The sequence below is a fragment of the Pukyongia salina genome (assembly GCF_002966125.1).
GTDB lineage: Bacteria > Bacteroidota > Bacteroidia > Flavobacteriales > Flavobacteriaceae > Pukyongia > Pukyongia salina.
In genome coordinates this window covers 190248-202555 of the sequence record NZ_CP027062.1, presented here as the reverse complement: position 1 = coordinate 202555, position 12308 = coordinate 190248, and the positions used below count along the sequence as shown (strand labels likewise).

Sequence of the window (12308 nt, the reverse complement as noted above, 5' to 3'; positions counted from 1 at the left end):
TGCATCAGTCGTCGTGATGCACCACCATCCATTGAATTCCGAATTTATCCTTGAGCATTCCAAAATTATCTGAAATAGGGAAAAGTACCTGGCCCCCTTCCGAAAGTTTATTAAATACTTCGGTTTTCATATCAGCATTCGGAAATACAACATACAACGACATATTGCTTCCTTGCGTAACCGGGTGGGTAGGGAGGTCGTCTGATGCCTTGATCGTTATACTGCCTGCCTTTAGTTCAGAATTAAAGATGCGGTCCTGGATTTGTTCCGGTACTTCCATGGGCGCTTCAGCAAAAGATTGCATAGTGGTTATGCGTCCATTGAGTGTGTCTGCGTAGAACTCCATGGCCTCTTTACAGGTTCCGGGAAAGGCGATATAGGGAATGATGCTGTTCATAAGTGGGTGTTAAGTTATTATTCGAATTAGGATTCGGCATTATGGTTGAGGAACTCATCGGTAAAATGAGCCCTGTGCTTTTCTTCTGAAAATTTTTTACGATTGAAGCTTTGAGATTTTCCCTTCGGAATTGATAAACTTTCCCACTGTTGATCCCGTATCATTCTACCCACATAGACGATCTGCCCGATGTGATAAGCGTAATGCGCCAACTGCCTGTTGATCGCCTCAGGGATACTGTGTTCCTGATTTCTGATATAAACAGTTTGATCGATATTTCCTTCGTTAACAGAATCCAGGGCCTCGAATAAACAAGCCCAACCTTCCTCCCATTTCAACATCATCTCTTTTTTGCTCCTTAACACTTCCTCGAATTCGAGATCCCGTTCGCGACAGGTTTTTTCTCCATCGGAGCTGAGAAAGTTAGTCCATCGTGACATCATATTACCCCACAAATGATTTACCATGACGGCTATAGAATTACTCGATTCGTTATAGCGCCAAAACAGATCTGCTTCGGATAATTGATCGAAGGTGCGCTCGCCTAATAGTTTGTAATATTCGAATTGTTTCCTTAGGCCGGTGAGATAATTTCGTTCGAAATCTTTCATCACCTAAAGTTAACGAATTCTTTCGGGAAAGTTTCAGAATTCCAACACCTTCTGTTTTACAATTAAGTCGTCGAAAGTCTCCCGCTCTCTTATTACATGCGACTTCCCTTTATGCCACAGTATTTCTGCGGGGCGGTAACGGCTGTTGTAATTACTTGCCATTGTAAAACAATAGGCTCCGGCATTGTGAAACGCCAGGATATCACCTTCGCGTATTTCCGCAATTCTTCTGTTATTGGCAAAGGTGTCTGTTTCACAAATATAACCGGTCACCGAGTAGAAACGTTCCCTGCCGTCGGGATTGCTGATATTGCTAATGTAATGCTGCGAGCCGTAGAGCATAGGACGAATGAGATGATTAAACCCGCTATCTACTTGTGCAAATACAGTCGAGGTAGTTTGTTTTACTACATTCACTTTGGCAAGGAATTTACCTGCCTGGCTAACCAGGAATTTTCCCGGTTCGAACGCGAGAGTTAGATCTCTTCCGTACGATTGGCAGAATTCGTTAAATCTATGGCTCAGTTTTTCGCCAAACTCTTCCACGTTCGTTTCTATGTCTCCTTCGCGGTAGGGAACTTTAAATCCGCTTCCGAAGTCAATAAACTCGAGATCTTCGAAATGTTCGGCTGCTTTAAAGAGTATTTCTGAAGCATACAGGAATACTTCGATATCCAGAATATCACTCCCTGTGTGCATATGAATACCATTAATCCACATACCCGTGTTCTCAACGATGCGTTTAATATGCGGTAATTGATGAATGGAAATACCAAACTTACTGTCGATATGTCCAACCGATATATTTGTATTTCCACCCGCCATCACATGAGGGTTGATCCTGATACATACCGGTGTTTTTGGATGTTTTGTTCCAAATTGCTCCAGAACAGAGAGGTTGTCTATATTGATCTGAACACCAATGGAAGCAGCTTTTTCTATCTCCTCCATGGATACACCGTTAGGCGTATAAATGATCTCTTCGGCAGGAATTCCGGCTTCCAGTGCCAGACGAACTTCCTGAATGGAAACTGTATCCATTCCCGCACCCAGAGAATGAAGATATTTTAAGACAGAGATATTTGAAAGGGCCTTCACCGCATAATGCACTCGTAATTTATTTACACCGGTAAAGGCTTGTTGTAAGCGTTTATACTGCGCTTGCATTACGGCTGTATCGTAAACATACAACGGACCTCCATATTCCTGAACTACCGATAAAAGTTCCTGATCATTCATTTCAGTGGGTGTTTAATGTTGAATCGACAAAATTAGTAGATTATGAATTGCTTTTTATTAATTTTCTCTGAAAATATATTGGATAGGCAATCTTCAAAAAACATTAGTCCATTCGCAGGGCATTTAGTATTTTTGTCCAGCTGAAAAACAGACAAAGCATGAACTTACACGAATATCAGGGAAAAGAGATCTTACATAGTTTTGGCGTTGAGATTCAACGTGGAATTGTTGCAACCACCACTACTGAAGCGGTAGCTGCTGCGAAAAAATTAACCGAGGATACAGGAACCGGCTGGCACGTTATAAAAGCCCAGGTTCATGCGGGAGGCCGTGGGAAAGGAGGCGGTGTGAAATTGGCAAAGAATCTTCAGGAAGTTGAAGAGATTGCGGGACAGATCATTGGAATGAATCTCATCACCCCACAAACCAGTGCAGAGGGTAAAAAGGTACACCAGGTACTGGTGGCCGAAGATGTTTACTATCCTGGCGATAGTGAGCCGGAAGAATATTATATGAGCGTATTGCTAAACAGAGGCACTGGCAGAAACATGATCATGTATTCTACCGAGGGAGGAATGGATATTGAAAAAGTGGCCGAGGAAACTCCGCATTTGATCTTTCACGAAGAGATCGATCCAGCTGTAGGCCTATTACCGTTCCAGGCGCGACGAATAGCGTTCAATCTCGGGTTAAGCGGAACAGCCTTTAAGAAAATGACAAAATTTGTAACAGCCCTATACACGGCGTATATAAAATCCGATTCGTCCTTATTTGAGATCAACCCGGTTTTGAAAACGAGTGATGACAGAATAATTGCCGTAGATGCTAAGGTTACCCTGGACGACAATGCGTTGTTCCGCCATAAGGACTACGCCGAGTTACGCGACGAACGAGAAGAGAACCCGATCGAAGTAGAAGCGAAGGCCGTTGGCCTTAACTATGTAGATCTGGATGGTAACGTAGGCTGTATGGTGAACGGAGCCGGATTGGCAATGGCCACGATGGACCTAATTAAACAAGCGGGAGGAGAACCTGCAAACTTCCTAGACGTAGGGGGTACAGCAGATGCCGAGCGTGTGGAAACAGCTTTCAAGATCATATTAAAAGATCCTAATGTAAAGGCGATCCTGGTGAATATCTTCGGAGGGATTGTGCGATGCGATCGCGTGGCACAGGGAATTGTGGATGCGTATAAAAACATGGGGAATATCAATGTACCTATCATTGTTAGGTTACAGGGAACTAATGCCGATATTGCTAAAGAGTTAATAGATAACAGTGGATTAGATGTGCAAAGCGCGATCGAATTCCAGGAAGCTGCCGATAAAGTACAGGCGGTACTGTCATAACCCGAGAAAACTCAATTTATAAAGCTCTTCGAAAGAAGGGCTTTTTTTATATCCGATAGTTACATTTTATGTTAATGAAGGTTAACGTTGCGTTAAAACCAGCAGTTTAGAGTAACATAAATTTTTCTTATGCGTCTATAGTATATATAAATCATTCAGTCAATCAATTATTCATTAATCTTAAAACGAACAACTATGAAACGATTCAAATTGTTTTTACTTGCCTTAGGGCTTGTTGCCAGTACGACAGCATTTGCTGCGAATCCCGCTCCTATTAAAGAAGGTTCTACTACTTCAAAAGAACTAAAGAAATTACTACAGAATCCTGAGTTCATTGTTGAGCATGACATGGAAGCCCAGGTACTTTTTACCTTAACGGCAGAGAATGAGATCGTCGTATTATCTGTTGCTACCGAGGATCCTGAAGTAGTGAGCTATGTGAAATCACGTTTAAATTATCAGGTTCTCAAGTCTGAATTAGTACAAGGAAAGCAATACGTGATCCCATTGAAGATCAAATCTGAGAAATAAGAAGATTTTTTCTGAAGAACCCCGGCCTAATCGACCGGGGTTTTTTATTTTTGCGGCATGGAGACAGCAAAGAACCACGCGTTAATTAGCGACCTGATCGTACTGGCAAAAGCCGATGATAAGATCATGGCGTCCGAATACGACTTCATTTTACGTATTGCAACACGTATGAATGTATCCCAGGAAGAAGTGGATCGGCTTATAGAAGATCCGTTACCATCATTGCCTATTGTTTCGGAAATAGAGCGGATCACCCATTTCCATAAGCTTATTTTACTAATGAACGTCGATTGGGAAGCGCATCAGAAGGAAGTGGAAGTAGTACGTAATTTTGGTCTAAAACTAGGGATTCGTCCTGGAGCCATCGACCAGATCCTATTAAGGACACAGCAATATGAGAACCGGGTTATCCCCGCAGAGGAACTCATACAGATCTTTCAAACTTACTACAACTAAGTATTGTCGAGTGCATTAATTCGATCGATATCTGCAGAACTTTCGAAGGTGTTCTTTGCGTCGTCTATTAATAATTTGATCTCCCGCTCAATACATTCTTTGTATTTTTTCGAATACGCTTGCTGTTCATACAGGTAATTCAGCATAAGTAATAGTTTCTGAACTATTACCGGGTCATGCTTACAGTAGGTGCGAAGAGATGCCATGGTCGTGTAGATCAATTCACTAAAATCTACCGTAGCTATTTTCAGATATAACTCATTGTCTAAAAAGTAGATACTATTGTCAGATTTTTTCAAACGTAGCGCAAAGAGTTCTGTGAGGTAATCGATAGAATTTACAGCGGTCCCCGGATCATTTATTCCGGGAGACATCGCTTTTACGGCTATCTCTGTTATCTGTTTGAAAGCCAGGATGTAATTATCTTCAACAAGCTCACTTCGAGAAAAATTTATATAGGAATATAATTCGTTCAAACTTTTCTCTTCAAGCTCCTTATTGGTTTTAATGAAGTGGCCGTTGCTTTGAACAAAGAACCCCTTCGGCTGGGTGATATAGATCTTTATATCACGGGCCTTACAGAAATTCAGCACATTTTGAATCGAGATGTTCTGCAAATAGCCACACTTCTTAGCAGAATATGAATTCCAGTTGGATGTGTCCTCGAAGGCGTCTGAATCTTTTGATGGTGTATCTTTCTCGTCTCGTATTATTTTTGAGAGCCGTTTCAGTGACTTATCGAATATATCATCCAGAATGTTGTTTATCTGTATCGATTGTGAAATATTATGGATGAAGTAAATAAAGGCACACAGGCAGATCAAAGTAAAAGTGATACCAATTAAAATGGCAAGTCCGGGTAAGGAATAGCTGTTTTCATCGGGTTCAACCGAGAACAGTACAAAAATATTATACAATATCGTGGCGAGATATAACCCAAGTATGATCTGATGAGTTTTATCAGATATCAATCCTGGTAGTAACCGGGGAGAAAAATTGCTGGACGCCTGTGAGAGGAGTAACATTACCATGGAAAAACTAAATACCATCATGGAAATAAGACCACCTATGCAAACACTAAGAATGGTGAGGGCAGTATCGCCGTTTTCAATGATCAATTGAGGTACAAACTCCTTCATTATTGAGGAGACATCGCTTTGTTCGATACTCATCATAAGTAAGGCTAATCCTATACCCACTAAGGCAAGTAGCGCTGGATAAAAAGCAATTTTACTCTTTATCGCGTTAAAAAAAGCGATGGTTCTTCTAATAATTTTTTTCACGGCCGCTTTATAAATTACGGATAATCGAAAGAATAATACTTATTTATGAATAAAAGTTATTTCCCTAAACTAGATCGATTTGACAAAACGACAGTCGTATTACCTGATTTTCAGTCATTTTGACCTGTAAACTTCTTTGGAACTTATTTTGCTAGTGAGATAATAAATATGGCACATATTAAAATAAATCGATATGAAATTAGTTAAAAGAAATACAGGATGGATTCCGTCAGTTTTTGATGAATTTTTTACAGAAAACAGGCTAGATGTACCTAATTATGAAAACTTTAGCATCCCAGCTGTAAATATTCAAGAAAATTTGGCGAATTTTGTAATCGAATTGGCAGCGCCCGGTTTGACAAAAGAAAAATTTGCTATAGAAGTTGAAGAAAATATTTTAAAAGTATCTTCAGAGGTTACTTCAGAAACCAATTCAGAAGATAAAGACAAAAAATTCACAAGAAGAGAATTTAGCTTCCGAAACTTCACCAGATCATTTACATTACCGGAGACGGTAGATGTTGAAAATATTACTGCTTCTTATACGGATGGGATCTTATATATCACTGTGCCGAAGAAAGAAAAGCAGAAAGCCTTGAAGAAAATGGTTGAGATTTCATAATTGAAATTTAATTTGGTTAGTTAGTTGAAAATGACCGCACATTACTCAATCGGTGTGCGGTTTTTTTATTGCCATAAGCTTAATGATTGAAGTTTGAATAAATGTATTGCCTATAGCTCTAACGCCTACGCCTTTTGCCTCCCGTAGCCTTTTCTCGTTCCACCTGAGGTACATTCTTCGACTCGGAAACCGCTGCTTTCAAACCTTGAAGCTCTTCAGATGTAAGATCACGCCAGTCTCCTGTCTTTAGATCTCCCAACACTATATTCATGATCCGTATTCGTTTTAATTCGGTTACTTCATAACCAAGATATTCGCACATTCTCCTAATCTGTCGATTCAATCCCTGAACAAGAATGATCCTGAAAACATAACGGCTTATTTGTTCAACCTCACACTTTTTCGTTACCGTATCTAATATAGGAACACCGTTTCGCATACGTTTAAGAAAGTCCGGAGTAATGGGACGATCCACCTTAACGATATACTCCTTCTCATGGCGGTTCCCCGCTCGAAGTATTTTGTTTACTATATCCCCGTCGTTGGTCATTAAAAGCAACCCTTCACTGGGTTTATCCAACCTCCCTACATGAAAGATTCGCTCTTCGTGCCCTATAAAGTCTACTACATTTCCCGGTATTCTCCTATCGGTGGTACAGGTGATACCTACAGGCTTGTTTAAGGCAATGTAGACCAGGTTCTCATTCTCAGTGATAGGTTCTCCATTTACCTTGATCACATCTTCAGGCATTACCCGGTCACCCAGAGTCGCTACTTCTTCGTTTATCGTGACCAGCCCTTTTTCGATAAGGACATCTGCTTGTCTTCTCGAACAATAACCGTTGTCACTAATAGCTTTATTTATACGTACGGATTCCGGATGATGCATAGTTCGCAAAGATACAAATTACCTAATGGTTAAACTAAAATTAAACCTCATGAAAGACTACCTCAAAATCTATATCTTAGGAGAAAATAACACATCGCTATGGCCATTCTCGGAAGTATTATAAAAGGGGCAATTCATTTAAAAGACGCAATTTCTACTGAAGATCCTCCTCAGAAAGCTCAGTTTAAAGTACTAAATGACCTTCTGAACACAGCAAAGGATACTGCGTTCGGAAAATACTATGGTTTCGAAAAGATCCTGAACGAAGAGAACATAGTAAAAGCTTTTGCCGAAGCAATACCGTACCATGATTATAACAAAATTACCGAAGAGTGGTGGCATAGGGTACAGGATGGTTATGAAGATATCACCTGGCCAGGGAAACCCGGCTATTTTGCCTTAAGTTCAGGGACAACAGGAAAAAAGAGTAAGCGGATACCGGTGACAGACGACATGATCAGTGCCATCAAGGGTACTGGTATCAAGCAGGTAAGTGCTTTGAGTAATTTCGAACTTCCGGCAGATTTTTTCGAGAAAGAGATCATGATGTTGGGAAGTTCAACCAATTTAAACGAGCGTGATGAATTCTATGAAGGTGAGATAAGTGGAATTAGCGCGGGTAACATCCCTTACTGGTTCGAGGGTTATTACAAGCCCGGGAAAGAAATTGCCAGGATAGACAATTGGGACGAACGAGTTGCGACCATCGCTAAAAAAGCCAGGGATTGGGATATAGGTGCCTTAAGCGGTATTCCATCGTGGATGGAACTCATGTTGAAAGAAGTGATAAGTTATCATAAGGCGGATACGATCCACGATATCTGGCCAAACCTTCAGGTGTTTACCAGTGGAGGAGTGGCATTCCAACCTTATGAAAAGAGTTTTAATCAGCTCCTGGCTAAACCAATAACTATCATAGATACTTATTTGGCTTCCGAAGGATTCCTGGCCTATCAGCAGCGCCCGGAAACCACCGCTATGCGGTTGGTTACCGATAATGGGATATACTTCGAATTCGTTCCCTTCGAGCCGGATTATATAAACTCCGACGGATCCATTAGTCAGGATGCCCCGGTGCTTTCTATCAGCGAAGTTGAAAAAGACCGGGATTATGTATTGATCATCAGTACGGTCTCTGGAGCATGGCGCTATTTGATCGGCGACACCATTGCCTTCACGGATGTGGAAAGAGCAGAGATAATCATCACAGGAAGAACCAAGTTCTTTCTCAATGTGGTTGGATCGCAATTATCTGTAAACAAGATGGAAACCGCCATACAGGAGTTGGAAGAGAAATTCGATATCGAGATTCCGGAATTCACCATTTCAGCTGTGAATATTGATGGCGAATTCTATCATCACTGGTATCTGGGCACCGAAGGTTCAACAAGTAACGAAGATCTGGCCAATGCCCTTGATTCTTCTTTAAAGGATGCAAATAAAAACTACAAGGTAGCCAGAAACAAGGCCTTGAAAGGTGTTAAAGTAACAACGGTAAAACCAGAAGTTTTTTACGAATGGAGTGCTGCTAACAAGAAAAAGGGTGGGCAAGTTAAAATGGAGCAAGTGATGGGTGAAGAGAAGTTTAGTGAATGGGAAGAATTTGTCTCAAATTATTGATCGCTAATAGAAACTGCTTACATTTAGTTTTCGTTGATAAGTTGCATCACTTCCTCGGGAGACATATATAGAGATTTGATCCTCAACTTATAGGACTCGGATATATCGGCGTGATTCAGAATAAAATTCTTCGTTTCCATGATATAATACCCCATCCCGTGAGCGATGGCAAAGGTGTCTGCGGCGCGTTCAACCTCTTTTATATGAGCCTTTGAAAACAGGTACTTTAGACCAAAGACCAGCATGTCGAAACTACTTCTATGTCTATAGTCCATAACATGCCCTAATTCATGTCCCAACCACCCAACGAGTACATCCGAGGGGATGTCGTGAATGGTAAATTCCTGTGCGTCAATTTTTATTTTGCGGCTAATCAGTATTATATAAGATCGGTCTTTCCTCGGTTTGAAAAAGCTCATCCAGGTAGGCTGCGCCTGCATGGTCGATTTTTTGATATTATCCTTGAATTTGAAAATGATCTCAGTTTGGTAGAGTTCGGGGAAGTGTTTCAATGCTTCAATCGCCTCCTCCCGAATACTTTCCGGAATTACTTTATTATCTATCTGTAATTGCTTTGATTCTGCCATACATTTTAAAATACAAATCTCCTTTGTAAAGGGGCGTTAAAAGGATAATAAAATTTGAAAGGTATCTCGCTGAATCAGCCTGCGTTTACTTTTTCCAATTGCTTCTGAAGCGACTTTATTTTATCCCGCAACCTGGCTGCCATCAAAAAGTCAAGTTCTTTGGCAGACTTTTCCATTTCCTTTCGTGTGTCGCGAATTCTTTTCTCGATCTGGGGTTTTGTGAGATATTCATTTTCGGTTTCAGCAGCTAAAGACTCCGCAGTATCGAATGTATATTTTTCCGTCTTTTTATTTGTTAGGGCATTCTCCAGGGATTTCTTTATTGCGGTAGGTGTAATATTGTTTTCGCTGTTATAAGTTATTTGCTTCTCCCTTCTGTAATTCGTTCCGTCAATTGTGGCCTGCATACTTCTGGTGATCTTATCGGCATACATGATCGCCTTCCCATTTATATGTCGTGCAGCCCGACCTACAGTTTGAGTCAGGGATCGATGGGAACGTAAAAAACCTTCCTTATCGGCATCCAGGATGGCTACCAGAGAAACCTCCGGCAGATCCAGTCCTTCTCTTAATAAATTAACTCCCACTAGTACATCAAACAAGCCTAATCGCAGATCCTGCATGATCTCAACACGCTCCAGGGTGTCTACATCACTATGGATATAGCGACAGCGTATCTGGATCCTGGTAAGGTACTTTGTCAGTTCTTCTGCCATACGCTTGGTGAGGGTAGTTACCAGAACGCGTTCATCCTGTTCCACCCGTAGCTGTATTTCCTCCAGCAGATCATCGATCTGATTTAAACTTGGTCTAACTTCAATCGGCGGATCAAGGAGTCCTGTTGGCCTGATCACTTGCTCCACATAAACGCCCCCGCTTTTTTCCAGTTCGTAGTCGGCCGGAGTGGCACTAACATAGATCACTTGATTTTGAAGTGCTTCAAATTCCTCAAATTTTAAGGGGCGATTATCCATGGCGGCCGGTAATCGGAAACCATATTCAACAAGATTCTCCTTCCGCGATCTATCACCTCCGTACATAGCACCTACCTGCGGGATGGATACATGGCTTTCATCCACGATCATCAGGAAATCATCCGGGAAATAATCTAAAAGGCAAAAGGGACGAGATCCAGGAAGTCGCTGGTCGAGATAACGCGAATAATTTTCAATACCGCTGCAATACCCCAATTCGCGTATCATTTCAAGGTCGAAATTAGTTCGCTCCTCCAGGCGTTTTGCTTCCAGGTGCTTTCCTATCTCCTTGAAATAGTCAACCTGCTTCACCAAATCTTCCTGAATCGCATGAATGGCGTTCTGCAGGATGTCCGGTGAGGTCACGAACATATTTGCCGGGTAGATGTTAAGTCGGTCAAATTTTTCAATCACCTCATTGGTGTCCGGATTAAATGCTTCGATCTCTTCGATCTCATCACCAAAGAAATGAATTCGGTAGGCATCATCGGCATAGCCGGGATATACATCTACTGTGTCACCTTTTATTCTGAAACGGCCATTGTGAAATTCGGCTTCTGTTCTCGAATACAAAGACTGAACCAGCATATGTAGCAGCTTTGTTCTTGATATTATTTGTCCCTGTTCCAGGTTAATCACGTTCTTCTGAAATTCAACCGGATTTCCAATACCATATAAACAGGAAACCGAGGCCACCACGATCACGTCTCTTCTACCTGATAACAGCGATGAGGTCGTGCTTAACCGTAATTTCTCAATTTCTTCATTGATCGAAAGATCTTTTTCTATATATGTTCCACTGGTAGGAAGATAAGCTTCCGGCTGATAGTAGTCATAATAAGACACAAAATATTCTACCGCATTATGGGGAAAAAATTGTTTGAATTCTGAATATAGCTGTGCCGCCAGGGTCTTGTTATGTGCAAGTACCAAAGTTGGTTTTTGAACTTGTTCCACCACGTTGGCAACGGTAAAAGTCTTTCCACTTCCAGTTACCCCTAAAAGGGTCTGATATTTCTCACCATCATTCAATCCATCCACCAGGGTTTGGATAGCGTCCGGCTGGTCACCTGTTGGGGTAAAATCAGAAACAATTTCAAATCTCATATTGATAAAAGGATAAGAAGCAAAAATACGGAATTTTGGCGAGGTCGGTTGGCAAAGGCCAACTCGAAATTTAGATAGATCTACCGTTATTTAGGTTTTGTAATGCATACATCATCGCCCTTTAAATTTCACATCTACATACACATCCTGAGTTCCGTGGTAATTCTTGCCAAATTTCATATCGATCTGGTAGTCTATATTGTACAAAACAAGGACTTGGTCAATCTTTTCTTTATTATGTAGTGCAGCAGCAAGATCCTGCCTGTACTTGTTTCTTGCACCAAAAGCCATACTAAGCAAGGCTACGCCAATGGCGAAAATCACCACGGGAGCCACCGAGACCACCCCCACCCGGTCTGTTAAATTGAAAAGATAATATGCAAAATAAGCAGCTCCACCCATTACCATTATCGATAAAACCAGAAAAGTGGTAAAATAAGCGTACGTCCATACTTTAGTATTCAGAACTTTCTGATACTGTACATTGGCCAGTTTCAGTTTATCTTCAAATTTCCGGTTCAGGCTAATGTTAAGGCAGGTCCTGTGAAAATCAGGCTTTCGGTCGGTTAGCTCACAAATAGTTCCCTCCTTTAAGGTCACTGTCTGATGGTCACATAATTCGCAATGTCGGGCCTGATGCACT

General features: G+C 41.3%; 13 protein-coding genes. 5 read left to right on the top strand and 8 right to left on the bottom strand.

Annotation, left to right across the window (positions count from 1 at the left end; all coding sequences use genetic code 11):
- Positions 1-4 precede the first annotated feature (4 nt).
- The 3 genes from C5O00_RS01020 to lysA are packed head-to-tail and all read right to left on the bottom strand — an operon-like array spanning position 5 to position 2247.
- The gene (locus tag C5O00_RS01020) at positions 5-397 is read right to left on the bottom strand and encodes a VOC family protein (protein ID WP_105214135.1); all 393 of its coding nucleotides are present in this window, start codon (positions 395-397) and stop codon (positions 5-7) included.
- Positions 398-423: 26 nt separating this feature from the next.
- Positions 424-1008, bottom strand: a complete 585-nt coding sequence (locus C5O00_RS01015; protein WP_105214133.1) for a DUF1572 family protein — start codon at positions 1006-1008, stop codon at positions 424-426.
- Positions 1009-1041: 33 nt separating this feature from the next.
- Complete coding sequence (gene lysA / locus C5O00_RS01010) at positions 1042-2247, bottom strand: diaminopimelate decarboxylase (protein ID WP_105214131.1); 1206 nt, start codon at positions 2245-2247, stop codon at positions 1042-1044.
- A 158-nt stretch (positions 2248-2405) separates the two neighbouring features.
- Here lysA and sucC point away from each other — a divergent pair, with 158 nt between their 5' ends.
- The 3 genes from sucC (at position 2406) to C5O00_RS00995 (ending at position 4583) form a co-directional block, all read left to right on the top strand.
- Positions 2406-3596, top strand: a complete 1191-nt coding sequence (sucC, locus tag C5O00_RS01005) for an ADP-forming succinate--CoA ligase subunit beta (protein ID WP_105214129.1) — start codon at positions 2406-2408, stop codon at positions 3594-3596.
- A gap of 195 nt (positions 3597-3791) precedes the next feature.
- Complete coding sequence (locus C5O00_RS01000) at positions 3792-4127, top strand: hypothetical protein (RefSeq protein WP_105214127.1); 336 nt, start codon at positions 3792-3794, stop codon at positions 4125-4127.
- Between the two features lie 57 nt (positions 4128-4184).
- Positions 4185-4583, top strand: coding sequence for a tellurite resistance TerB family protein (locus C5O00_RS00995; RefSeq protein ID WP_105214125.1), 399 nt, complete (start codon positions 4185-4187; stop codon positions 4581-4583).
- On the opposite strand, the gene C5O00_RS00990 is transcribed toward C5O00_RS00995, so the two are convergent.
- Complete coding sequence (locus C5O00_RS00990; protein WP_105214123.1) at positions 4580-5866, bottom strand: DUF2254 domain-containing protein; 1287 nt, start codon at positions 5864-5866, stop codon at positions 4580-4582. The two genes, C5O00_RS00995 and C5O00_RS00990, sit on opposite strands and share 4 nt — an antisense overlap.
- Before the next feature lie 193 nt (positions 5867-6059).
- Here C5O00_RS00990 and C5O00_RS00985 point away from each other — a divergent pair, with 193 nt between their 5' ends.
- On the top strand, positions 6060-6488 hold the full coding sequence (locus C5O00_RS00985; protein WP_105214121.1) for an Hsp20/alpha crystallin family protein: 429 nt from the start codon (positions 6060-6062) through the stop codon (positions 6486-6488).
- 118 nt (positions 6489-6606) lie between these two features.
- Here C5O00_RS00985 and rluF read toward each other — a convergent pair whose 3' ends face one another.
- Positions 6607-7377: a 23S rRNA pseudouridine(2604) synthase RluF gene (rluF, locus tag C5O00_RS00980; RefSeq protein ID WP_105214119.1), complete on the bottom strand. Its 771-nt coding sequence runs from the start codon at positions 7375-7377 to the stop codon at positions 6607-6609.
- A gap of 99 nt (positions 7378-7476) precedes the next feature.
- On the opposite strand from rluF, the gene C5O00_RS00975 reads away from it, so the two are divergent.
- The gene (locus C5O00_RS00975; protein ID WP_105214117.1) at positions 7477-8997 is read left to right on the top strand and encodes a GH3 family acyl-acid amido synthetase; all 1521 of its coding nucleotides are present in this window, start codon (positions 7477-7479) and stop codon (positions 8995-8997) included.
- Positions 8998-9020: 23 nt separating this feature from the next.
- Here the strand turns inward: C5O00_RS00975 and C5O00_RS00970 are convergent, their stop codons facing one another.
- The 3 genes from C5O00_RS00970 to C5O00_RS00960 form a co-directional block, all read right to left on the bottom strand.
- On the bottom strand, positions 9021-9584 hold the full coding sequence (locus tag C5O00_RS00970) for a hypothetical protein (protein ID WP_105214115.1): 564 nt from the start codon (positions 9582-9584) through the stop codon (positions 9021-9023).
- A gap of 74 nt (positions 9585-9658) precedes the next feature.
- Entirely contained in the window at positions 9659-11665 is a 2007-nt protein-coding gene (uvrB, locus tag C5O00_RS00965; RefSeq protein ID WP_105214113.1) for an excinuclease ABC subunit UvrB, read from the bottom strand.
- A 111-nt stretch (positions 11666-11776) separates the two neighbouring features.
- On the bottom strand, positions 11777-12307 hold the full coding sequence (locus C5O00_RS00960; RefSeq protein ID WP_158676744.1) for a hypothetical protein: 531 nt from the start codon (positions 12305-12307) through the stop codon (positions 11777-11779).
- Between the last annotated feature and the right edge of the window lies 1 nt (position 12308).

Bases quoted from the DNA above. Each gene is read 5' to 3' on its own strand.
- C5O00_RS00995 (WP_105214125.1), top strand. From the start codon at position 4,185: ATGGAGACAGCAAAGAACCACGCGTTAATTAGCGACCTGATCGTACTG.
- C5O00_RS01000 (WP_105214127.1), top strand. From the start codon at position 3,792: ATGAAACGATTCAAATTGTTTTTACTTGCCTTAGGGCTTGTTGCCAGT.
- sucC (WP_105214129.1), top strand. From the start codon at position 2,406: ATGAACTTACACGAATATCAGGGAAAAGAGATCTTACATAGTTTTGGC.
- C5O00_RS00975 (WP_105214117.1), top strand. From the start codon at position 7,477: ATGGCCATTCTCGGAAGTATTATAAAAGGGGCAATTCATTTAAAAGAC.
- uvrB (WP_105214113.1), bottom strand. From the start codon at position 11,665: ATGAGATTTGAAATTGTTTCTGATTTTACCCCAACAGGTGACCAGCCG.
- C5O00_RS00970 (WP_105214115.1), bottom strand. From the start codon at position 9,584: ATGGCAGAATCAAAGCAATTACAGATAGATAATAAAGTAATTCCGGAA.
- lysA (WP_105214131.1), bottom strand. From the start codon at position 2,247: ATGAATGATCAGGAACTTTTATCGGTAGTTCAGGAATATGGAGGTCCG.
- C5O00_RS01020 (WP_105214135.1), bottom strand. From the start codon at position 397: ATGAACAGCATCATTCCCTATATCGCCTTTCCCGGAACCTGTAAAGAG.
- C5O00_RS00985 (WP_105214121.1), top strand. From the start codon at position 6,060: ATGAAATTAGTTAAAAGAAATACAGGATGGATTCCGTCAGTTTTTGAT.
- rluF (WP_105214119.1), bottom strand. From the start codon at position 7,377: ATGCATCATCCGGAATCCGTACGTATAAATAAAGCTATTAGTGACAAC.
- C5O00_RS01015 (WP_105214133.1), bottom strand. From the start codon at position 1,008: ATGAAAGATTTCGAACGAAATTATCTCACCGGCCTAAGGAAACAATTC.